Here is a 21,096-nt window from a genome sequence, read left to right as displayed (position 1 = left end):
TCAGTTCCCGCGCAGCTTGGCGAGGGTCGCGTCGATCTCGGCCTCCACCGCGGGGTCGACGAGGTGTCGGGTACGCATCCAGTCGTCGTCGAAGACGGTGTCGAGGTACTTCTCGCCGCCGTCGTTGGCCAGGGCGACGATCGTGGTGCCGGGGGGCGCGTCGGCCAGCCGCGCCAGCGCCACGTGCACCACGCCGCCGGCCGATCCGCCGAGGAGCAGTCCGGTGGTCCGGGCGACGACCCGCGCGGTGGCGAAGGCCTCGACGTCGCCGACCTTGACGCCCTCGTCGATCAGGGCGTAGTCGACCAGCGCGCCGATCGCGGCGCCCTCGGGGGTGCCGGTCCCCGACTGGTAGTAGGCGTGCGCGGGCCCGCCGAAGGCGATGGACCCCTTGGGTTCCACTCCGACGGTGCGACAGCCGCGCACGCTCTTTCGCAGTTCGCGGATGGTGCCACACAGGGCGCCTCCGGTGCCGACGGCGCCGATCAGGACGTCGATCCGCTCACCGAGCGCCTGGTGGAGTTCGTGGGCGAGGTGGTGGTAGCCCACGCCGTTGGCCGGGTTGTTGTGTTGTTCGGTGAAGACGGTGTTGTCCTGGCCACGGGCGAGTTCCTCGGCCAGCTCCTCGCGGGCGGCCGTGGCCAGCTGCTCGTCCTCCTCGGCCGCGACATGGACCAGTTCCGCGCCCAGGGCGCGCATGCAGCGCAGTTTGTCGGCGCTGGCGTGGTGGTCGACGACGGCGGTGAAGGCGTAGCCGCGTTCGGCGGCCATGACGGCGAGACCGAGGCCGGTGTTGCCGGAGGTGGACTCGACGATCCGGCCGCCGGGGCGTAGGCGCCCGCTCTCCTCGGCGGCGAGCACCATCTGGCGGGCCATGCGGATCTTCGCGGTGCCGGTCGGGTTGTACATCTCCAGCTTGAGTAACAGCCGGCTCCCGGACGGGGTGTGGCACAGCTCGAACAGTGGCGTGTAGCCGATGAGGTCGGACACGCGGGAGACCACGGCGGGGCGGTCGAGTGCCTGGTTCACGAGGGGCTCCCAAGGGGTGCGGCGGGTCAGCTGGCCGGGCGGCGGTCAAGACGCCAGCGCGGTGGACCCTCGGCCGGCTCGATGACGACCTTCGGGGGCAGGGCCAGGTCGTGGAAGGGTGACTCGTTGGAGTCCATCTGGTATCCGGCGGTGTTGGGGTAGACCAGCAGGTCACCGATGGCGGGCCGGGCGGGGAAGAGGATCTTGCGCCAGGTCAGTACGTCGGACTCCAGACAGCTCGCCCCGGCCACACAGGCCGGGTACGGCTGGCCGGGCCGGGCCCGCCCGCGCGGGGTGATGAGCACCGGGTCGGGGGCGAACTCGCTGTTGAACCATTGCTCGGACAGGCTCAGGCTGGTGCCGTCCACGGTGAGGATGCCGTAGCCGTCGGTCTGGGTGGGCTGGCCGGCGCCGGCCCGCGCGCGGTCGGTCGGCGCCGGCGCACCGTCCCCCGCCGGCCGGTCCTTGACTCCCTGGACGCGGAAGACGGTGCAGCCGGCGCGGTCGAGCAGGGCACGGCCGGGCTCCAGGAGCAGGGTGAGGCCCGCCTCGCGCAGCAGGTCGGCCAGCGTCTTCGTACGTCCTGGCGGGACGGTGGTCAACAGGGCGCGCAACGCGGCTGGTCCGGCGGTCGGCGAGTGGTAGGGGTAGAAGTCGGCGGCGGTGAAGACCTTCCCGGCGTGGTAGTGCGTGGGCCGCTGGGTGGCGAGGAAGTCCCGCCAGGCGGCGTGGGGCACGTAGTCCACGGCGAAGCCGCCGCCGACGCTGATCCGGTCGGCGGGCAGCCCCATGGCGCGGGCGTGCGCGCAGAGCCGGATCAGCTGGGCGGCGAGCGCCGCACGCGGTCCGATCGCGTATCCCGTCAGATGGAAGCTGAACCCCACCACGCACAGGTCGGCGCCCGCCCGGACGCAGCGGCGCAGGGCGGCGTCGAGCTCGGCGGTGGTCATCCCGAAGCGGCTGGGCGGCGAGCCAGGGGGCAGGACGCGCAGCAGGACACGGGGCGAGGGGCCCTGGGGTCCGAGGGCGAGCAGGCGCTCCAGTTCGTCCGGCGCGTCCACGGTGATCAGGCACTGGTGGGCCCGCGCCAGGCGCAGGAGTTCGTCCGCCTTGGCGGGGCCCGTCACGACGAGGTCCGGGCCACGCACACCGTGGCCGAGGGCCTGGCGCAGTTCGCCGACGCTGGCCACGTCGACCCCGACGCCCATGGCCGCGCAGCGCTCGATCCAGGCGGCGGCCTTGTTGGCCTTCTTGGCGTAGTAGAGGCGGCCGCGGACGTCCAGCGCGTCGAGCACGGCGCGAAAGGCGGCGACGTTCGCGTCGAAGCGGTGGGGCAGCAGGAAGTGGAAGGGGCCGCCGAAGGCGTACGCGAGCTCGTGCGGCAGGCCGCTGTCGCACAGGGCCTCGGTCTCGGGGTCGGCGTGGACGGGCAGGGCGGGTGCGTAGGGGGCGGGCCCCGGGCGTATCGGGGTCACCGCCACAGCGTCACCCGCTCGCCCCGGCCCTCGGCTATCGCCTGTTGGGCGAAACGGTGGCCCAGGGCGATGTCGGTGACGACCAGGCCGCTGTTGTACGCGAAGATCCGCTCGTCGGCCCTGCGGCGGCCGGCCGTGATGCCGGCGATGACCGGCGGGAACTCGGTGTCGACGGCGGGCAGCGTGCCGTTGGCGTCGGCCATGTCGGTGCCGGTGACCCGCATCTGCGCCTCGCTGGTGGCGACGACGCGATCGGCGCGGTGCAGTGTGGAGGGCGCGAGGCCGTGGCCGACGAGGATCGTCAGGGCGCCGGGGCGCAGCCACCCGGCCTCGACGGCGGCTCGGGTGTGTCCGCCCGCGGTGGCCAGCACGATGTCGGCCTCCCGGGCGGCGGCGCGCAGGTCGCTGACCAACTCGACCTCGCGGCCGGGGAAGTGGGCCCGCAGTTCCTCGCGCACGGCGACGATCCCGGCGGGGTGGCTGCCGGCCAGCATCAGACGGTCGAGCCGCGGCAGCGTGGTCAGCAGGAACGGCAGCGCGAGGCGGCCCTGGGTGCCGGTGCCGATGACCAGGGCGCTGCGCGCGCCGGGGGTGGCGCACTCGCGGGCGAGCAGGGCCGAGGCGGCGGGGGTGCGCAGCGAGCCGATGCGCCCGCAGTCCATCATCGCGATCGGCAGTCCGCTGACGTCGTCGTAGAGGGTGAGCGTGGTGTAGTAGCGCTGCCCCGTGCGCGCCCTGTCCAGGCCGTGTTTGTACGAGGTTTTGATCGCCACCACGTCGCGCGAGCCGTCGCGCCCGAGCATGGCGTAGGAGACCGAGTGCCCGTCCTCCGGTGTGACGCTGAGCTTGCGGGGGTTCTCCGATACGCCGGCGTGGAGCGTGCGGTAGGCGCCCTCCACGGTGGCGACGACGTCGGCGAGGGAGATCTCCAGGCCCGCGAGGTCGGAGGTGCTCAGGACGCGCAGGCTGGTGCCGTCGTGGGGGGAACCGCCCGGGGTGGCGGAGGTCGTGGCGGAGTCGGTCATCGTGTCCCCTGTCTGTGGGTCCGTCGCTGGTGGGTGTGGTGTCCGTTCCGTCGGGGTGGCGGAAAGCGTCCGCACGGAGGTTCGTACCCCGCCGGGCGTGAGCCGGCCCGTCGTGTGCGCCTTGCCGCCCTTCACGCGCCGCGCACGCGGGCGCAAAGTCGACGAGTCGCCCGGCAAGTCGGACAGCTCGGACAGCCCGGCGGCACATGTCGCGGGCCTCGCGCGCCGGCGGGGAGCGCGACGGCTAGTCGTCGTACGCCTCCAGCACGGCGTGGCCGTATCCGTCCTCACGGTTCTCGGCCACCGGACGCGTACGTCGCCCCGGGACGCGCACCGAGGCACGCTTGAGCCAGCGGTCGGTGCCGTCGTAGCGGGCCGTGAACGGCGCGCGGCCGTGCACGACGAGGTCGTTGTCGAGTACGAGCACCTCGCCGGGGCTCAGGCTCACCGATGTCGACACGCGCTCCAGTTCGGCAGCCAGGCGCCGGTAGGCGGCCCGATAGGTGTCGCTGGCCCGTTCCAGCGGGGTGTAGGCGGGGTCGAAGCGCAGGGCCGGCCCCTGCTCGTCGCGCCAGAGCGTGGGCACCGCGGGTGCGCTCCCGGTGAGGCCGCGCGCCCGGGTGTACGCGTCGTCGGGGAGGATGGGCAGCTCCGCCCGGCACAGGGTCGTCACGTCCGCCTCGGTGAGCCGCGCGCGCCGGACGCTGGCCGCGGTGGTGGCCACGGCGTCGTGGTTGCGCAGACAGCCGAGCAGCAGCAGGTGCGCTCGGCCGGGGTGGAAGGCGTCCTCGGTGTGCGGGCTGAGCAGGACCTCGCTGCTGGCCCCGGTCTGCTCGCGTTCGCGCCCGGGTGCGGGGACGATGTTGTGGACGAAGCGACCCCCCTGCTGCCCCTCCCAGGCCATGGGGCGGCCCATCGCGCTGGCCAGCAGCAGCAACACCAGGTCCCAGAAGGCGCCCGAGTCGCCGGCCGTGGCCCAACTCGCGGGGGTGACACCGATGTCGGTGTCGTCGACCTGGAGCCCGCGCAGGACGTAGAGCCCGTGATCGGTGTCGACGGGTCGGCAGTACGCCCGGGTGGCCGCGCTCAGCCGTGCCGCCGCCCGGGCGACGCGGGGCAGCGGGTCGGACCGGTTCGCGCAGGTGCGGGTGTCGGCGTGGACGTGGCGTACGGCGTGGGTGAGTTCGGCGATCGCGAGGTGGTCGAGCTGGCGGACGGGGGCGTGTCCCGTGGTCATGGGCGGTTCATCCGTTCCGGTGGAGGGAGGGGATACGGCCCGGGGCGCGAGGCGCCACACCCGCTGACCTGTCGGGAGTGTGGTCGACTTCGACGAGGGAGGTGAACAGGCCAACCACGAACCGTCGTTGGCGCCTCGGGACGCCGTGAACCTACCACCTGACTAAGGTTAGCCAAACCTTACTTTACCGAGTTTCCCACACCCCTCTCCGCCGTCTCCCGAAGAGGGCACGCCGCATCGCGAGAACGGCCAACTCGCTTCCTTACGGCCATAGCTGACGTTCAGTCAGGTGCTGCTACCGCCAGCCGCCCGACCCGTTCTCCCGCGAGCGTCAGACCACCTCACCCGCCGTCGCGCCACCGCAAAGCACCCCACTCAGGACACGGGCGCAAGCTGGCCGAATATGCGTGTGGCAGTTGAGCCGCCCCGCTCGACCGGCGCGCACGCCCCGGCGCCGTACGGTACGAGCGGAACCCGTCGCGAGCCGATGCGCCGCGGAGGTCAGACCACCACGGCGAGCGTGGCCCCGAGGCACGCCGAGACGTCGGGCGGCCACCCGCCGCGCCGTCCTTCACATATCGATCCGGCAACGATGATCACCGCGCTCGATACCTCGTCGCGCGTCAGTGGTTATGCCACTGGGGCATGTTGCCGGCGCCTCCGATGACCACGACACAGGGCATACGGGGAGTCCTATGCGATACGAACTACTGGGTCTCATCCGGGTGATCGGTCCCGAGGACACGTCGTACATCACCGCGCACAAGGCGGAGGTCCTGCTCGCCGCGCTGCTCGCCAGGGCCGGCCAGGTGGTCACCGCCGATCAGCTCATCCACGAACTCTGGGGGGACCGGGCGCCGCGCCGCGCCCACGCGGCACTGCACGTCTACGTCTCCCAGGTGCGCAAGTTCCTGCGTGCCGCCGGGGACGACGGCCGATCCATCGTGACCCGGCCGCTGGGCTACCTCCTGCGCGTCGGCGCCAACGAGCTCGACAGCGCGGACTTCCAGCGGCTCATGGACGACGGGCGGGAGCGGATGCGCCTGGGGCGGCATGAGCAGGCCCTGCGGAGCTTCCAGTCCGCGCTCGCGCTCTGGCGCGGGCCCGCCTTCGACGACGCCCGTGACGGACCCATCGTCAACGCCAGCGCGACATGGTTGGAGGAGACCCGGTTGCAGTGCCTGGAGCTCCTGGTCGCGGAGTACCTCACGCTCGGCCGCCACCGTGAGATCGTCGGGCAGCTCTACGCGCTGATCAGCGACCACCCGCTGCGTGAGACGTTCTACCGTTATCTGATGATGGCGCTCTACCGGTCCGAGCGTCAGGCGGAGGCACTGATGGTCTACCGCGCCGCCTGCGGGCGCCTCAACGACGAGCTCGGGCTCGAACCCTGTCGCCCCCTGCGCGACCTCCACCAGGCCATCCTGGCCGGGGACGACCAGCTAAGCGGGCGGCCCAGCTGACCGTCGCCGCCCACCGGGCCGTCTCCGACCAGGGGCCGGCCACCACGGCCGGCCCGCACGGCGCGACCCGGTGGGCCGTGTCGTCATCGACGACCGGCCGCCGCCCGCTGGGCCACACGGTCGTGGTGCGGGCGACCGGCCCGCGCGGGTGCGCGAGCCAGCCGTCCACGACTCTCACCCCTCCGTCGAGTCGTCCGCGTCCTCGACCGAGATCACCTGAGCGGGACAGTTGCGGACCGCGTCCCACACCGCCTCGTGCTGACCCTCGCCCGGCACCTCGTGCAGCACGACGACCACGCCGTCCTCCTCCCGCTGGTCGAACACCTCGGGTGCCAGGTAGGCGCACATGCCCGAAGCCACGCACGCGTCCTCGTCGATCCGGACCTTCACCGGTGTGCCTCCCTCGCGCGCGGCGCGATCTCGTCCCAGGTCACCGGCACGGCGGCGGGGCCGATGACCGGCGTGTGGGACTTGAACGGCACCTCCGACACCTCGCAGGCCAGCCGCAGGGACGGGATGCGTTGGACGAGCTTTTCCAGTACCACCGTCAGCTCCAGGCGCGCGGTCTGCTGACCGAAGCACTGGTGCGTGCCGTAGCCGAAGCCGAGGTGGCCGTTCATCCGCCGCCCCACGTCGATGGCGTCGGGGTCGTCGAACTCCTCGGGGTCCCGGTCGGCGGCCTGGATGGCCACCACGACGTAGTCCCCGCCGCGCACCGGGGTGCCACCGATCTCGGTGTCCCGCGTCACCTGGCGGGCGATGCCGGCCGCGCCCCCGAAGCAGCGCACGATCTCCTCCACCGCCCCGGGGATCAGCGCGGGGTCGGCCCGTAGACGGGCGTACTGCTCGCGATGGGCCAGGAGGGCGAACATGCCGTGCGCCAGAGCGGTGGCGGTGGTGTCGAACCCCGCCACGAGCGTCACCGCGCACATCGACACCAACTCCGCCTCGGTGAAGGGCTCGTCCCCCTGCTCGCTGCGGGCGATGATCCGGCTGACGCCGTCATCCCGCGGGTCCGCCCGGCGCGCGCGCACGAGCTGATAGAGGTACTCGTGCAGCGGGCGCATCGCCGCCGCCATCTCCGCCTCGGAGGTGACGTCGCTGAAGACCGCGCCGGCCGCCGCGTGGAAGAGATGCCGATCGGCGTAGGGCACGCCGACCACCCCGCTGATCGCCGCGGTCGTGACGGGCACCGTGAAGTCACCGTAGAAGTCGGCCCGCCCGCCGGCGGCGGCCAGCGCGTCGATCCGCTCGTCGACGATGGCCTCCACCCGTGGCCGCAGCTCCGTGAGCCGCTTGGGGGTGCCCACCTCGGGGGCGAGGTGGCGACGGAACCGCTGGTACTCGGCCCCGTCCATCCGCGTGAACTCACCCGGCAGCACCGGGCGTTGCGGGTCGGCGTGCCCCATCATGTGCGGCACCTGCCCGGTGCGGCTGCTGAACCGCTCCGCGTCGCCCAGCACCTCGCGGACGTCCGCGTAGCGGCTGACCAGCCAGGCCCGCATGCCGGTGGGGCACTTGACCTGGACGACGGGCGCCTCGATGCGCAACCGGGCGAAGTCGGGCGAGGGGCCGAAGGGGCACTCGCGCGGTCGGGGCAGCGGCAGGTCCATGACGTCCCCCGCCGCGGTCAGGTCGGTACGTTGATCCATCGGTTCTCCCTCAGGCCCGGTCGCGCAGCGCGCGGCGGAGGACCTTTCCCCCGGCGTTGCGGGGGAGCGCGTCCACGAACTCGTAGCTGGTGGGCATCTTGTAGTCGGCCAGCCGTCCCTTGAGGAACAGCAGCAGTGCGCGCGGGCTGGGCTGCTCGCCCGGCCGGGGCACGACGCAGGCGTGCACCGCCTCGCCGCGCACCTGGTGCGGCACGCTGGTCACGGCGACGTCGGCGACGGCCGGGTGCTTGCTGAGCGCGTTCTCGACCTCGGCCGGGTAGACGTTCTCGCCGGCGACCAGGATCACGTCCTTGATGCGATCGCAGACGTGGACGTAGCCGTCCGCGTCCACGTAGCCCGCGTCGCCGGTATAGAGCCAGCCCTCCGACAGGGTGCGCCGGGTCTCCTCCGGGCGCTGCCAGTAGCCCTCCATCACGGCCGGGGTGTCGATGCGCAGCTCGCCGATCTCGCCGGGGGCCAGCACCGCCCCGTCCGCGCCCACGGCCTGCACCGCGACCCCCGGGTAGGGGCGGCCGGCGGCGCCGAGCCGGGGGCTGCCCGGGTAGTGGTCGCCGGGCGGCAGGCAGACGGCGGAGGCGCAGGTCTCGGTGAGCCCGTAGATCTGGGCGAACTCGCAGCCCATGACCTCGATGCAGCGCGCGAGAACCGACTCCGGGATGGGCGAGCCGCCGTAGACCACCTTGCGGAGCCCGGCGAAGTCGGCCGGTTCCACGCCGGGTTCGGAGAGCAGGATCTGCAGCATGGAGGGGACCATCAGCGCGGTGGTCAGCCCGCCGTCCCGGATCAGCTCCATGGTCCGCTTGGCGTCGAAGCCGGGGACGAGCACGTTGGTGCAGCCGGCACGGTAGCCGTGCAGGAACCACCAGGGGCCGCCGATGTGGTGGCCCGGCAGCAGGCTCAGGCTGCGGTCCTCCTCGCGCCAGTCGAGCCAGTCGAGTTCGTGCCGGGCCAGCAGGTCGTTGATCGCCCAGAAGCTGGCCTGACTGAGGACGACACCCTTGGGCGCTCCCGTGGTGCCGCTGGTGTACATCTGGGCCAGCGGGTGACGCGGGCCGGCCGAGGTGGTCGGGGCGGTGTCGGGGTGCCCGGTCGTCCAGGCCAGGAACCCGGCGTCGGGCTCACCCGCCGCCAGCGGCACGACCAGGCGCAGCCGGTCCAGGCCGGCCCGGATGCCGTCGATGGCGGGCAGGTGCCGCTCCTCGGTGAACAGCAGCTCGGCCCGCGCGTCCCGGAGCACGTGCTCGATCTCGCCCGGGGTGAGTCTGGGGTCGGCCGGTACGAGGACGACGCCGGTCTTCGCGCAGGCCAGCAGCAGGTCGTACAGGTACTCGCTGTCGTGGCCGAGGTAGCCGACGCGGGTGCCCTGGGTGGCGCCGGCCGCCAGCAGCGCGTGCGCGGTGCGGTTGCTGCGCAGGTGCAGTTCCCGGTAGGTGAGGGTGCGGCCCTCGCAGACGACGGCCGGGTGGTCGGGCCTGATCTCGGCGTGCCGGGCCGAGGCGGCGGCGATGGTGCGGGGCCGCTGGTCGGTGGTGGGCGCGCTCATCACCGGTCTCCTTCCGTGGCCGAGGTGAGCTGGCCGTCGATGAACTCGCCGAGCAGCGAGACCGAGGGGTGGTCGAAGACGCTGGAGGCCGACAGGGGCAGTCGGAAGCACAGCTCCAGCGCGTTCTTGAGCTCCACGGCGGCCAGCGAGTCCAGGCCCACCTCGAAGAACCGGGCGTCCGGTGGCACGTCGTCGGCGCCGTCGAAGTGCAGGAGGTCGGCGATGACCCCGCGCACCACGAGGGAGACGCCCTGGCGCCGCTCCGACCTGGAGAGCTGGAGCAGCGCGTCGAGGTCGACGCTGACGGTGTTCTGCTTGGCGCGGCCCACCTGGTGGTAGAGCGCGTTGGGCAGCGGCCGGGTGGCCACGCACTGGTCCCAGTCGACCTCGGCGATGGTCACCTGGGCCGGTGGGCGGTCCAGGAGCCGGATCAGCGAGCGCATGCCGACGGTGGGCTTGAAGAAGCCGAAGCCCTGGTGCTCGACGTTGGCGATGTGCTGCTCGTCCATGGTGGCGGCGAGTCCGATCTCGCCCCAGGCACCCCAGTTGACGCTCATGCCGACCTGGCCGGCCGCGCGCCGGCGCCACATCAGGGTGTCCAGGTAGGCGTTGCCCGCGGCGTAGTTGGCCTGGCCGCGCGAGCCGAGCACGGAGGTCAGCGACGAGTAGCCGATGAAGAACCGCAGCTCGGGGTGGTGGGCGGCCTCCAGGTGCAGCAGATGGGTGCCGTAGACCTTGGCGCTGAAGACCGTGTCGATACTCTCCCAGGTCTGGGCGGTGACAGGGGCGTCGGCCAGCACTCCGGCGGCGTGGACGATGCCGCCCAGCGGGTGGGGTCGCGCGGCCAGGTCGGCGCTGACGCGGCGCAGGTCCTCGGCGGCGCTCACGTCGGCGGCGTAGGTGACGATCTCCACGTCGGGGCCCAGCCGTGCCTGCAGGCTGGCGAGCTGGGTGTCGCTGGGTGTGCGCCGTCCCATCAGGGCGATGTGGCGGGCGCCGAGGCCGACGAGCTTTTCCGCCGCGAGCTCGCCCAGGGCGCCGAAGCCTCCGGTCACCAGGTAGGTGCGGTCGGGCCCGACCTCGGCCGCGGGGGCGGCCGCGAGGTGCTCGTCCTCGAAGGCCAGGACGGCCTTGCCGGTCAGGGCGCCCCGGCTGACGGCGCTGAACGCCTCGTCGATCTCGTCGAGGGTGTAGACGGTGGTGTCCAGCGGGGCGAACTCGCCGCTGGACACGAGTGTGGCCAGGGTGCCCAGCGCGTCCCTGGCCCGTTCGGCGACGAGTTCGGCCGACAGGTCGCTGTAGTCGGTGTACGTCAGGTCGGGTCGCACCCGCGCGACCTCCGCCGCGTCGAGGAGGCCGACCTTGCCCAGTTCCACGACGTGCCCGCCGGTGGCCACGGCGCGCAGGCCCGCCTGGGCGAAGTCCTTGTCCAGGCTGTTGACGAGCAGGTCCACGCCCTGGCCGTCGGTGGCGTCGAGCACCTCGTCGGCGAAGCTGTGGCTACGTGAGCTCATCACGTGCCGTACGCCCTGGGCGCGCAGCAGCGGCCACTTGTGCGGGCTGGCGGTGGCGTAGACCTCGGCCCCGGCGCGCTGGGCGAGGCGGACCGCGGCCTGCCCCACTCCCCCGGCCGCGGCGTGGATGAGGACGCGGTCTCCCTTCTTGACGCCGGCCACCTGGTGCAGGACGTGGTGGGCGACGAGGAACGCGGTGGGCAGCGCGGCGGCCTGGGCGAAGGTGAGGTCGGCGGGCTTGCGGACGGCCTGCGACGAGTCGACGGTCACCTGGCGGCGCAGGCTGCCGAGGTGGGCCACCATGACCGCGTCCCCGACCTCGAAGGTCGCCTCGGGCCCGGCCGCGACGACCTCGCCCGCGCACTCCTGGCCCAGCGGGGGCTCCAGGGGTCCGGTGCCGGCCTCCTCGGCGAAGACCCGGTGCAGCCCCAGGACGTTGAACACGTCCTTGAGCGAGAGGCCGGCCGCGTGCACCCGGACGCGGATCTGGCTGCCGCGTGGCTCGGGCTCGTCCTGGAGGGGGGCCGTGACGACGCCGGTGAACTGGCCGTACTCCTTGACGACCAGCTCCACGTCCTCGCCGGACGGGCCGCCGACGCCGGTGAAGACGCGGCGCACGTGGCGCAGTCCGGACCGGTAGGCCACCTGGTACTCGGTGGAGTCCTTGGCGGCCCACTCGTCGAGCAGTGCCGCGTAGCCGCCGGTGCCGTGGGCGGGCAGGTCGAGGAGGGTGACGCGCTGGGCGGGGTACTCGGTCCACATCACGTGGCCGAAGCCCCAGAGGGTGGCCGCGGCCCAGGTCTCCTGGTCCCCGCCGGGCTCGGGCGCGTCGCCCGGCACCCACTGGCCGCCCTCGGTGACCAGCCACAGTCGCTGGTCACGTCCGAAACCGACCGCTTCCAGGGCGTCCCGCAGGGCGAGCAGGTCGCGGTAGTTGCGCTCGCACTCGGCGCGCAGCGACTCCCCCGCGTCGCGGCGGGGCTGCCAGAACCAGCACACGTCGGTGGGGTGTCCGTCGCGCAGGGGTACCGCCGCCTCGGTGGCGCCGGGCACCACCGTGAGGGTGACGTTGCGCTCCTTGGCGGGGTCGGTCAGCTCGCCGAGCGCGTCCTGGCCCGCGCCGATGAGCAGCGCGTGGCGCGGCTCGGGGTCGGCGGCGCGCAGCGAGCGCTTGACCCAGCGGACCTCGGAGTACATGCGGTCGCGGTCGGTGGTGGCGCCGGCGACCTGGCGCAGGGTCAGCCGTTCCATGACGAACACCGGGCGGTCGCCTTCGAGGACGAGCAGGTCCAGCACGGGTCCGGGTGCCTGCTCTCCCGGCGCGTGCTCGTCGCCCGCGGGCCCGGCCTGGCCGGTGCTCACCAGGCGCAGGACGCTACGCAGGGTGGTGCCGCGCGGCTTCTTCAGGAGTCGGCAGCTCTTGATGCCGACGGGCATGGCGACCACGTCGCTGTCGCCACGGAGGGCGGCCAGCGTCTGGAAGGCGCAGTCCAGGATGGCCGGCGGCAGGAACTCGGGGCTGGCCCCGTCCTGACCGCGCAGCTCGCCGATGGCCAGATCGGGGCCGTGGGCCGTGGCCTGGGCGAGCCCCTGGAAGAGGGGGCCGTAGTCGACGCCGATCTCGGCGAAGTCGGCGTAGAGCTCGTCGGCGGTCAGTCGGGCGCGGGGCTCGCCGGCCACTGCGGCCAGGTCACGCAGGTCGCGTCCGGTCGCGTCGAGACCGGGGTCGGGCTCGGCGCCAAGGAGGGCGGTGACGTGGCGCCGCTCGATGGTCGGGGCCCCCGGCTCGTCGCCGGGCAGCAGGCTGACGATCTCCGCGTCGGCGGTGCCGTCGGGGCGCGGGGTCCAGCGGGTGCGGAGTTCGACGCTGCCCTCGTCGGCGATGAGCAGGGCCTCGTGCAGGCTGACGCCGGTCAGGGGCAGGCCGCTCTCGCCGAGTACGGCGTCCTGGAGGGCGATGAGCATCTCGACGTAGCCGGCGCCGGGGAAGACGATCTTTCCCATCACCTTGTGGTCGGCGAGGTAGCCGGGCCGGTCGCCGCTGACGCGCGAGGTGAACTCCCTGACGCCCTGGGCGCGCTGCTCCGGACTCGAGGTCTCCTTGCCGAGCAGCGGGTGGCCGCCGGTCGCACCGCCGGCCTGGAGCGGGGCGGCGGGGGCGGGGAGCCAGTGCCGGCGCCGGTCGAAGGCGTACGTGGGCAGGGTGATCCTGCGGCGCTCGCGGCCCCGGTGGTGTTCGGCCCAGATCACGGGCGCGCCGGCGGCGTAGAGCTGGGCCAGCGCCTGGCGGGTGACGGTGGCGTCGGTGTCCTCGGCGTGCAGGCTGTTGAGCCAGGTGTGGCCGGCCGCGTCGTCCAGGCACTGCTTGCCCATGCCGATGAGCTCGCTGGCGGGGCCGCATTCGAGGAAGACGTGCCGGCCGCGTTCGGCGATGGCGCGCATGCCGTCGGCGAACTTGACGCCCTCGCGCAGGTGGCGGGCCCAGTAGTCGGGGGTGGAGATCTCGGCGGGGCTGGCGACCTTGCCCGTCAGGTTGGAGATGAGGGTGAACTCGGGCTCGTGGAAGGTGAGTGCGGCGACGACCTCACGCAGGTCCCGGGCCGCGTCGGTCATCAGGGGCGAGTGGGAGGCGCAGGAGACCGCGAGGCGGCGGTTCTTGATGCCCCGCTCGGTGAGCTGGCGCTCCACGAAGGCCAGCGACCGGGTGTCGCCGGACAGGACGAGCTGGCGGGTGCCGTTCACGGCGGCGACGGACAGCTCGTCGTGGCCGTCCATGAGGCCGGCGACCTCGGCGACGGACGCTTCGACGGCGGTCATGGCGCCGGGTGGGGAGGCGTCCATCAGTCGGGCGCGGGCGGCCATCAGGGTGACGGCGTCCTCCAGCGTGAACAGGCCGGCGACGGTGGCCGCGACGATCTCGCCGATGCTGTGACCGGCCAGTACGGAGGGGCGTACGCCCCACGACAGCCACAGCCTGGCCACCGCGTACTCCAGCGCGAACAGCGCGGGTTGCATGAAGCTGATCTGGTGGATGAGGTCGGCGTCGTCGACCTCGCCCAGGATCATGGCGCGGATGGAACGCCCCAGGTGCGGGGCGAACAGCCGGTCGCACGCGTCCAGGTGGTCGCGGAAGACGGAGAAGCGCTCGTACAACGGCCGCCCCATGCCCACGTACTGGGTGCCGCCGCCGGAGAACAGGAACGCCACCTGCGCCCCGCCGGCGGCCGGGCTGGCCTGCCCGGCCTTGGCCAGGGCGCGGTCCAGCAGGCGGGCGACGTCGTCGTGGTCGCGGACGACGCCGGCCAGGCGGAGCGGGAAGTGGGCGCGGGCGACGTTGGTCGAGTAGCACAGGTCGCCGATGTCGGTCTCGGGCTCGTTGCGCAGCAACCGCTGGTAGCGCTGGATCTGGCCGGTCAGCGCGGGTGCGGACTTGGCCGAGAGGGTGAGGACATGGCCGCCGTCGTCGTCCTGGGGGGTGGCCGGCGCGGCCACGGGCTCGGGGGCCTGTTCGAGGACGACGGAGGCGATGGTGCCGGTCAGGCCGAAGGAGTTGACCAGGGCCCGCTTGGTCTCGGCCGTCCACGGGTGGGCCTTGGTGGCGACCGCGACCGGGGAGCGCTCCCAGGGGATCCGGGTGGAGGGGGTGGTGAAGTTCAGGTGCGGGAAGATCGTGGACTCGCGCATCTGGAGCGCGGTCTTGACGAGCCCCCCGATGCCCGCCGCCGACTCCATGTGCCCGATGTTGGTCTTCAGCGATCCGATGGTGACCGGGTCGCTGGGGCTGTGCGACTCGCTGAACACCGAGGTGATCGCGCCGATCTCGATCGGGTCGCCCAGCGGGGTGCCGGTGCCGTGGGCCTCGATGTAGGAGATGTCGCGCGGGCCGATGCCGGCGGACCTGAGCGCTCTGCGCATCAGCCCCTCCTGCGCGGTGCCGTTGGGCACCATCAGGGAGCTGCTCTCGCCGTCGGAGCCGACGGCCGAGCCACGGACCACGGCGTAGATCCGGTCGCCGGCGCGCTGCGCGTCGGAGAGCCGCTTGAGGACGAGCGCGCCGCCGCCCTCGCTGCGGCAGTAGCCGTTGGCCGCCTCGTCGAAGGTCTTGCACCGGCCGTCGGGGGCCAGCATGTTGGACTGGCTGGCGAGGATGTAGGGGCGTGGGTTGACGATGGCGTTGACGCCGACGCACAGCGCCACATCGGTCTCGTCCTGTCGCAGGCCCTGGGCGGCCAGGTGGACGGCGACCAGCGACGCCGAGCAGGCGGTGTCGATGGTCATGCACGGTCCGCGCCAGCCGAGGAAGTAGGACAGCCGGCCCGAGACGGCGCTGAGCGCGGCGCCGGTGGGCATGTAGCTGTTGAGCTCCTCGTTGGCGTACGCGCCCATCTCGCCCGCGTAGTCGGTGTTGCTGACGGCGACGTACACCCCGCCCCGGCCGTGGCGCAGTGGACCGGGGTCGATGCCGGCGTCCTCCAGCGCCTCCCAGGCGGTTTCCAGGCTGAGCCGCTGCTGGGGGTCGATGTAGTCGGCTTCCTTGGGCGAGATGTTGTAGAACTTCGCGTCGAACTGGTCGATGCGGTCCAGGAATCCGCCACGCTCGCACCGGATGACGCCCTTGGCCTCCGGGTCGTCGGAGGTGAGTCCTTCGGGGTCCCAGCGGTCGGTGGGCAGTTCGCGCAGTCCGGACTGGCCGGTGCGCAGGAACTCGGCGAACTCGTCGGGCGCGTTGCTGCCGCCGGGAATGCGCAGTCCCATACCGACGATGGCGATGGGTTCGGGCACGACTCCGGGTGCGGTGGGGGTGGCGTTCGCGGTGCGGTCCTGTGATTCAGTGACGTGAGGTGACATGGCTCCTGCTCTTCTTTTCGCACAGTCCGTGCCAGGTGTTGACGCGACGCATTTACGCGGCCCGGTTTCTCGTCGTTCGTACGGCGAGCCGCACACCGCCGTGACAGGCGGGCATGTCCTGTTCGCCGTAGCGACACAGCGTGCTGACGAGGGCGATCGAACCGTCCTCGCCATCGCGTTCGTCAATGCCGACGACATCGATTTCGCCCCAGAACCCGCGCCCGCGCATGGCGCGGCGAAAGGTGCTGCGAAAGTCGACGATAAGGATGTCGGGGAGCTGCCGCTCCCAGAACTCCTCGAGCGTCCAGGTGCTGAACGGCCACATGGTGTGCTCTTTGACGGACTTCGCCAGCAGGTAGTAGACGAGCTGGTTGAAACACAGGTTGAATTCGACCGAGTTGAAATGTCCGGTGTCGTCGATGTAGCACGACTCGGGAATGGTGAACTCCCCACGCGCGCTGACCCGCCCGCCGTCGCGGGGTTCACCCTGGCGGGTGACGGTGGCGCTGGTGAGGTAGCGGCAGTGTGGCTTGTACGGGGTGAGGACCTGGCGCAGGAGCGGCTCGTCGCAGCCGTACCGGACGGACCGCGACGAGGCGGGTGTGATGAGTTCCACGGGGTCCCCTCAGCGGCCGTCGGCCGGCTGCTGGGCGCCGATGCCGGCGTAGAACTCGTACGCGTCGTGGACGGTGACCCGGTGCGAGACGGTGGGCTCGGGCTTGACGGTGTGCCGGGCGCAGTGCACGAGGCTGCGGTTGTCCCAGACGAGGAGGTCGCCCTTGTCGAAGGTCTGGAGGTGGATGTTCTCGTGCTGGAAGGTGGGGTCGGCCTGACCGACGGCGCTCAGCAGCTCCCGCAACAGGCTGTCGGGCAGCGGCGTGCCATCGGCCTGCTGGAGTTCGAAGGTGAACGCCTCGCTGATGTAGAGCAGCGGCTCGCCGGTGACCGGGTGCGGGAAGACGGTGGGGTGGGTGACCGCCGGGGTGTGGTCCTCGATCTCGGCGAGCACGTCGGTGATCGGTCGGTAGACGTCGTCGGGGCGGATCTTGAAGTACCGCCGGACGCTGTTGCGGCTGTACGTTCCCTCGATGGCGTTCTTCATCTCGCGGGAGAGCTTCTGGTACGCCCTGCCCATGTCGATGAAGTAGGTGCCGCGGTTTTCCCGGGGCACCACCTGCGGGTAGATGAGCGTGAGCCCGAAAGGCCGGGCCATGAACGAGTAGTCGTGGTGCCAGAACTTCCCTGTCTGGGGCACGCCGATTTGCTGACCTGACTCCCTCACGTTGGAGGAGACGAAGATCTCCTTGTGCTCCGGGTGGTGGTACATCGGCTGGTAGTAGGTTTCCACTTCGCCCAGTCGTCGACCGAAGGCGACGAATTCCGCGGGCGAGAGGCTCTGCTGCTTCAAGACCACGATCTTGTGCTCGTAGACCTTCTCCTTGAGCGCGACCATTTCCTGGTCCGAGGCGCTCATGACATCGAGTTCGAGGTCCACGCCCAAGGCGGCTTCCGTTTGTGGTGCGGTGGTCATATCTCCCCCAGCGGCGTGCCGGTTGGTTAAACGATGCACTGGCGGCACCACCGTTCAGCAGCGGCCTTAGGTCAACCTTGAAGCGCGCTGAAACGGAGGGGTGATCTCACCTACAGGCGTTCGGGGGGCACTTGAGCGGACGGCGCCGAACTCCTTGGGCCGACTGGGCGGAGACCCGGGTGGCCCACTCGGCGGCAACCGGACTATATGTCACCCGTACGAGTGGACCGGGGTCTCGGCCGCGCGACGTCGTACCGGCGACTCGGCCTGGCCAATCGCCTCGGAATACGGTGCGCCGGGGCGTGCTGGAGTGAAAGGGCGGGCGCGCTGGGCCCGGTGCGATCGGTCAATCTCCTGATACACCTGTCCCCTGCGCGTGATCGACGCGCGACGTATGGGCCCGCGGGGCGTTGGGCAGTCAGTTCCCCAGCGCACGTGTGCCGTCAACCCTCCTGGTGTGACAGCCGTCCGTGGTGCGCGCCACCCGCCACCGCGTCGCCGGCCGCCGGGTCGCGGGCTGCGGTGCCGGCGGGGCGCGCGTCGGCCCGACCGTCGCCCGCGCGTACGCCATCGCCACCCCCAGCACAGATGAGGAACTCCCCGTGAAGATCCGCACGTTCGCCAAGCTGGTGCGCAGCAGTCACTTCTCGCTGGCCATGCGGCTGCCCAAGGACCTGATGGCGCCCGCCTACCGCGCCTCGTTCCTGGCCGCCGCCGCCGGCAGCGGGGTGCTGCGCCACCTGGCGCGGCAGCCGCTCGACGCGCCCGCACTCGCCGACGAGCTCGGCATGCACGGAGAGGAGCACCTGCTGGGCGCCTGGCTGGAGATGGGCGTACGGCTGGGAGAGCTCGGCCAGCGCGGGGGGCGCTACCGGCTGCGTGGTCGGCTGGCCAGGGCGTTGGCCAAGGCGGAGGCGGACGCGTACGTGGCGCTGCTCGAACAGCTCATGCGCTTCCACGCCCCGCTGCTGCTGGACGCCCCGGCGATGTTGCGCGAGGGGCGGCGGGTGGCGATCACCGACCAGGACGGCGCGCTGATCGCCCGTTCCTCGCGTGTGCTCGAACCCGCCGTGCAGGCGGTGGTGGAGCAGCACGTGGACCGGGCGGCGCCGGTGCGCCTGCTTGAGGTGGGGTGCGGCAGCGGCACCTACGTGCGGCACGCCGCCTCGCTCAACCCCCGGCTGACGGCGGTGGCCATCGACCTCCAGGACGAGGTGGTGGCCCAGGCCCGGGGGAACCTGGACAAGTGGGGGCTGGCCGATCGGGTGGAGGTGGTGCGCAGCGACGTGCGGACCTACGCCACGGAGCAGAAGTTCGACCTGGTCACCCTGCACAACAACATCTACTACTTCCCCGAGGGCGAGCGGACCAAGGTGCTGGAGCGGGCGCGCTCCTTCCTGATGCCCGGGGGCCGGCTGCTGCTGACGACGAGCTGCCAGGGCGGCGGGCCCGGTATCGAGATGCTGAACCTGTGGTGCGCCTACGCCGACTTCACCGGCACACTGCCGCGCCCGACCGAGCTGCTGGACCAGATGCGGGACGCGGGCTTCACGCGGGTGCGCTCCCGTCGGCTGGTGCCGGGTGAGGAGTTCCGGGCCTTCGTCGGTACGAGCTCGTTCGACGGCCCGGCCGACGGCCCGCGCGAGACGGCCGACTGAGCCGCGTTCACACCCCAAGGCGGCGCGCGCGGCCCTGGGCGGCGCCGTGTCGCCCCGGCGGGGCGGGGGCCGCGCGCTGTCGGCCCGCGCCACGGGGGTGCCGTCGCGGGGTGCCGGGCTCGCCGACGGCCCGCGCTGGGCGCGGCGTGACGTCTCGTCACCGCCCACACTCCGGACCGGGCGCGTTCGGCGGCTGCATGGCCCACAGCCGCGCCGCGCCGTGGAACCTCCCCGTCCGGTTTGCTGTTTCCGCAGGTCAGGGCGAGTGTGCGCGACTCGTATGGGGTACCTGTGGCGGCGCGGTTCTGCGTCACCGACGAAGGTGAAGAACTTCACATACGGCCCTTTCGGCTGCGATTTCGGGCCGTGAATGACGCAGTATCCCTATCCGACAGCACCAAGCCCCCGTCACCACGGCGGGGCGGTCCGGGCGGACGCCGAGTCCTGCCGCCGCGCGGACCCAGGGAGAAGACCACGGATCGGCAGGAACGGGAGACCCAGGTACGACGGGCCACGAATTCGGTGGCCCTTGGGGTGAAGCCACGTAGATGGCCGGGCAACTTCGTCAGCCCGAACCCGACAGGTCATCTTTCGCAGGCGGATGTCGAAGGGCTTTCGTATGTCCGCGCAGCCACGTATACCCGCGCTCGCCACCCGTATCGGCACCGCGTCCGCTCTGACCGCGACGGTGTTGGCGGGCTCCTCGCTCGTACCGGCCATGTCGACCGACGCACAGGCGGCCACGACCTCCGGCAAGGCGCTCAAGGTCGCGGCCGGCAAGAAGGGCGCGCCCTACAAGTACGGGGCGGTCGGCCCGCACCGGTTCGACTGCTCGGGGCTCACGCTCTACTCGTTCAAGAAGGCGGGCAAGAAGCTGCCGCGCACGGCCGCCGCCCAGTACAACAAGACCCGCCACCTGTCCGCGAAGTCCCGCAAGGCGGGCGATCTGGTCTTCTTCCACTCCGGCCGGAACGTCTACCACGTGGGCATCTACGCCGGGCGGAACAAGATCTGGCACGCGCCCAAGCCGGGCAAGTCGGTGCGGCTGGAGAAGATCTGGACCAACAAGGTCTGGTACGGCCGCGTGCGCTGAGCCGTCCCACGGCCGGGCCGTGGTCGTCGGGCGGGTGGCGGCGCGCGCCGTCACCCGCCCGTTCGCGGGCCAGGATGAGGCAGGGGCCTTCGGATGTCCCGGCTTTGCGCCACGCTCACCAGGCCGGGTGATGTTCCCGGGGCGGACGTCACCCTCAGGAGGCACTCGGCGTTGTCCTCGACGTGCCGACCGAATCACGGTCGGCCTGATGCAACGAGGACGAGTCATGATGCGAGGAATGACGGGTGCGGCCGTCGTTGCGGCGGCGCTGGCGTGTGCGGTGACGCCGGCCCAGGCCCGCGAGACGACCACGCCGATCCAGAACGGCAAGGCCGAGTTCTGCCTGACCAAGCCGGCCGCGAAGCGGCTCGCCGAGGCGAAGATCCGGTTGGCCGCGACGGGGGGCGCCAAGCTCACCGGCAAGCAGCACCAGTGTGTGTCGTTCCCGCTGACCGAGGGCACCCGGGACTACGCGAAGCTCAAGGGCGGGGTGACCTTCCGCGACCGGGACGACCGCCTGGACCTCACCAAGATCCACAACTATGTCAACAAGACCCCGCACACGCAGGTGTCGGCCTCGGTCAACCGGGCCAAGGCGCGGCAGGTCGACTTCCTGACGTACTCCATCAAGCGGGAGAACGCCCAGACCACGCCGAAGCAGATCAAGGCCGTCGACGTACGGACCGCGCTGACCGCCGACGGCGAGAAGCTGCTGAAGAAGACGTTCGGCAAGTCGCCGCTGCGCGCGGGTGAGCACGCGTTCGTCCTGAACGCGGTGGCTGACCTGCCGCAGGGCGCGCCGGACCTGCTCGCCGCCCTGCTCGGCTCGCTGGGCTGACCGGCCGCTGAGCCGGCGGAGGGGATGCCTTCGGCCGGCCACCGGTGAGGGTGCTGGCCGAGGGCTCACCCGGGTGCCGTCGAGACGCCGCGTGGGTCACGGCGTCCAGGGCGGTACGCAGTTCGGCGCTCGGGAAGCCGGTGACCATGTTCTGGGCGATGGCGGTGGC

The 21,096-nt window shown here is 72.0% G+C and carries 14 protein-coding genes and 1 riboswitch; of the genes, 4 read left to right on the top strand and 10 right to left on the bottom strand.

Annotated features, from left to right (window positions below):
- The 4 genes from ACFVFR_RS20500 to ACFVFR_RS20485 form a co-directional block, all read right to left on the bottom strand.
- Positions 1–1,029 (bottom strand): cysteine synthase family protein, encoded by a 1,029-nt coding sequence (locus ACFVFR_RS20500; protein WP_383703626.1) that lies wholly within the window; start codon positions 1,027–1,029, stop codon positions 1–3.
- Positions 1,030–1,055: 26 nt separating this feature from the next.
- Positions 1,056–2,504, bottom strand: coding sequence for a Y4yA family PLP-dependent enzyme (locus ACFVFR_RS20495; RefSeq protein WP_383703624.1), 1,449 nt, complete (start codon positions 2,502–2,504; stop codon positions 1,056–1,058).
- Positions 2,501–3,529 carry an ornithine cyclodeaminase family protein gene (locus ACFVFR_RS20490; protein WP_383703622.1) on the bottom strand — a complete coding sequence of 343 codons (1,029 nt, stop codon included), beginning with the start codon at positions 3,527–3,529 and terminating at the stop codon, positions 2,501–2,503. Before ACFVFR_RS20490 ends, ACFVFR_RS20495 begins: the two co-directional genes overlap by 4 nt.
- Positions 3,530–3,773: 244 nt before the next feature.
- Complete coding sequence (locus ACFVFR_RS20485) at positions 3,774–4,766, bottom strand: TauD/TfdA family dioxygenase (protein WP_383703619.1); 993 nt, start codon at positions 4,764–4,766, stop codon at positions 3,774–3,776.
- 695 nt (positions 4,767–5,461) lie between these two features.
- On the opposite strand from ACFVFR_RS20485, the gene ACFVFR_RS20480 reads away from it, so the two are divergent.
- Positions 5,462–6,229, top strand: a complete 768-nt coding sequence (locus ACFVFR_RS20480) for a BTAD domain-containing putative transcriptional regulator (RefSeq protein WP_383703617.1) — start codon at positions 5,462–5,464, stop codon at positions 6,227–6,229.
- A gap of 174 nt (positions 6,230–6,403) precedes the next feature.
- Here the strand turns inward: ACFVFR_RS20480 and ACFVFR_RS20475 are convergent, their stop codons facing one another.
- The 6 genes from ACFVFR_RS20475 to ACFVFR_RS20450 are packed head-to-tail and all read right to left on the bottom strand — an operon-like array spanning position 6,404 to position 17,338.
- A complete protein-coding gene (locus ACFVFR_RS20475; protein ID WP_383703615.1) occupies positions 6,404–6,619 on the bottom strand; it encodes a ferredoxin in 216 nt (71 codons plus the stop codon).
- Positions 6,616–7,881 (bottom strand): cytochrome P450, encoded by a 1,266-nt coding sequence (locus tag ACFVFR_RS20470; protein WP_383703613.1) that lies wholly within the window; start codon positions 7,879–7,881, stop codon positions 6,616–6,618. Before ACFVFR_RS20470 ends, ACFVFR_RS20475 begins: the two co-directional genes overlap by 4 nt.
- A 10-nt stretch (positions 7,882–7,891) precedes the next feature.
- Positions 7,892–9,445 carry a long-chain-fatty-acid--CoA ligase gene (locus tag ACFVFR_RS20465; protein ID WP_383703611.1) on the bottom strand — a complete coding sequence of 518 codons (1,554 nt, stop codon included), beginning with the start codon at positions 9,443–9,445 and terminating at the stop codon, positions 7,892–7,894.
- Entirely contained in the window at positions 9,445–15,807 is a 6,363-nt protein-coding gene (locus tag ACFVFR_RS20460) for an SDR family NAD(P)-dependent oxidoreductase (RefSeq protein WP_383703608.1), read from the bottom strand. Before ACFVFR_RS20460 ends, ACFVFR_RS20465 begins: the two co-directional genes overlap by 1 nt.
- Before the next feature lie 52 nt (positions 15,808–15,859).
- Positions 15,860–16,423, bottom strand: a complete 564-nt coding sequence (locus ACFVFR_RS20455) for an FcoT family thioesterase (RefSeq protein ID WP_383703606.1) — start codon at positions 16,421–16,423, stop codon at positions 15,860–15,862.
- Between the two features lie 9 nt (positions 16,424–16,432).
- Positions 16,433–17,338, bottom strand: a complete 906-nt coding sequence (locus tag ACFVFR_RS20450; protein WP_383703604.1) for a TauD/TfdA dioxygenase family protein — start codon at positions 17,336–17,338, stop codon at positions 16,433–16,435.
- 602 nt (positions 17,339–17,940) lie between these two features.
- Between ACFVFR_RS20450 and ACFVFR_RS20445 the strand changes: the two genes are divergently transcribed.
- The 3 genes from ACFVFR_RS20445 (at position 17,941) to ACFVFR_RS20435 (ending at position 20,927) form a co-directional block, all read left to right on the top strand.
- Complete coding sequence (locus tag ACFVFR_RS20445; RefSeq protein ID WP_383703602.1) at positions 17,941–18,996, top strand: SAM-dependent methyltransferase; 1,056 nt, start codon at positions 17,941–17,943, stop codon at positions 18,994–18,996.
- 425 nt (positions 18,997–19,421) lie between these two features.
- A riboswitch (cyclic di-AMP (ydaO/yuaA leader) is annotated at positions 19,422–19,612 on the top strand.
- A 3-nt stretch (positions 19,613–19,615) separates the two neighbouring features.
- The gene (locus tag ACFVFR_RS20440) at positions 19,616–20,089 is read left to right on the top strand and encodes a C40 family peptidase (protein WP_383703600.1); all 474 of its coding nucleotides are present in this window, start codon (positions 19,616–19,618) and stop codon (positions 20,087–20,089) included.
- Between the two features lie 238 nt (positions 20,090–20,327).
- Positions 20,328–20,927: a hypothetical protein gene (locus ACFVFR_RS20435; protein WP_383703597.1), complete on the top strand. Its 600-nt coding sequence runs from the start codon at positions 20,328–20,330 to the stop codon at positions 20,925–20,927.
- Positions 20,928–21,096: the final 169 nt, after the last annotated feature.

The sequence above is a fragment of the Streptomyces sp. NPDC057702 genome (assembly GCF_042799315.1).
GTDB lineage: Bacteria > Actinomycetota > Actinomycetes > Streptomycetales > Streptomycetaceae > Streptomyces.
The sequence above is the reverse complement of the archived record's forward strand: the minus strand, read 5'-3'. Positions and strand labels throughout refer to the sequence as shown.

What these genes read in the sequence shown, in the direction of transcription:
- ACFVFR_RS20460 (WP_383703608.1), bottom strand. Translation starts at nt 15,807, where the DNA reads ATGTCACCTCACGTCACTGAATCACAGGACCGCACCGCGAACGCCACC.
- ACFVFR_RS20470 (WP_383703613.1), bottom strand. Translation starts at nt 7,881, where the DNA reads ATGGATCAACGTACCGACCTGACCGCGGCGGGGGACGTCATGGACCTG.
- ACFVFR_RS20490 (WP_383703622.1), bottom strand. Translation starts at nt 3,529, where the DNA reads ATGACCGACTCCGCCACGACCTCCGCCACCCCGGGCGGTTCCCCCCAC.
- ACFVFR_RS20450 (WP_383703604.1), bottom strand. Translation starts at nt 17,338, where the DNA reads ATGACCACCGCACCACAAACGGAAGCCGCCTTGGGCGTGGACCTCGAA.
- ACFVFR_RS20465 (WP_383703611.1), bottom strand. Translation starts at nt 9,445, where the DNA reads ATGAGCGCGCCCACCACCGACCAGCGGCCCCGCACCATCGCCGCCGCC.
- ACFVFR_RS20485 (WP_383703619.1), bottom strand. Translation starts at nt 4,766, where the DNA reads ATGACCACGGGACACGCCCCCGTCCGCCAGCTCGACCACCTCGCGATC.
- ACFVFR_RS20435 (WP_383703597.1), top strand. Translation starts at nt 20,328, where the DNA reads ATGACGGGTGCGGCCGTCGTTGCGGCGGCGCTGGCGTGTGCGGTGACG.
- ACFVFR_RS20480 (WP_383703617.1), top strand. Translation starts at nt 5,462, where the DNA reads ATGCGATACGAACTACTGGGTCTCATCCGGGTGATCGGTCCCGAGGAC.
- ACFVFR_RS20440 (WP_383703600.1), top strand. Translation starts at nt 19,616, where the DNA reads ATGTCCGCGCAGCCACGTATACCCGCGCTCGCCACCCGTATCGGCACC.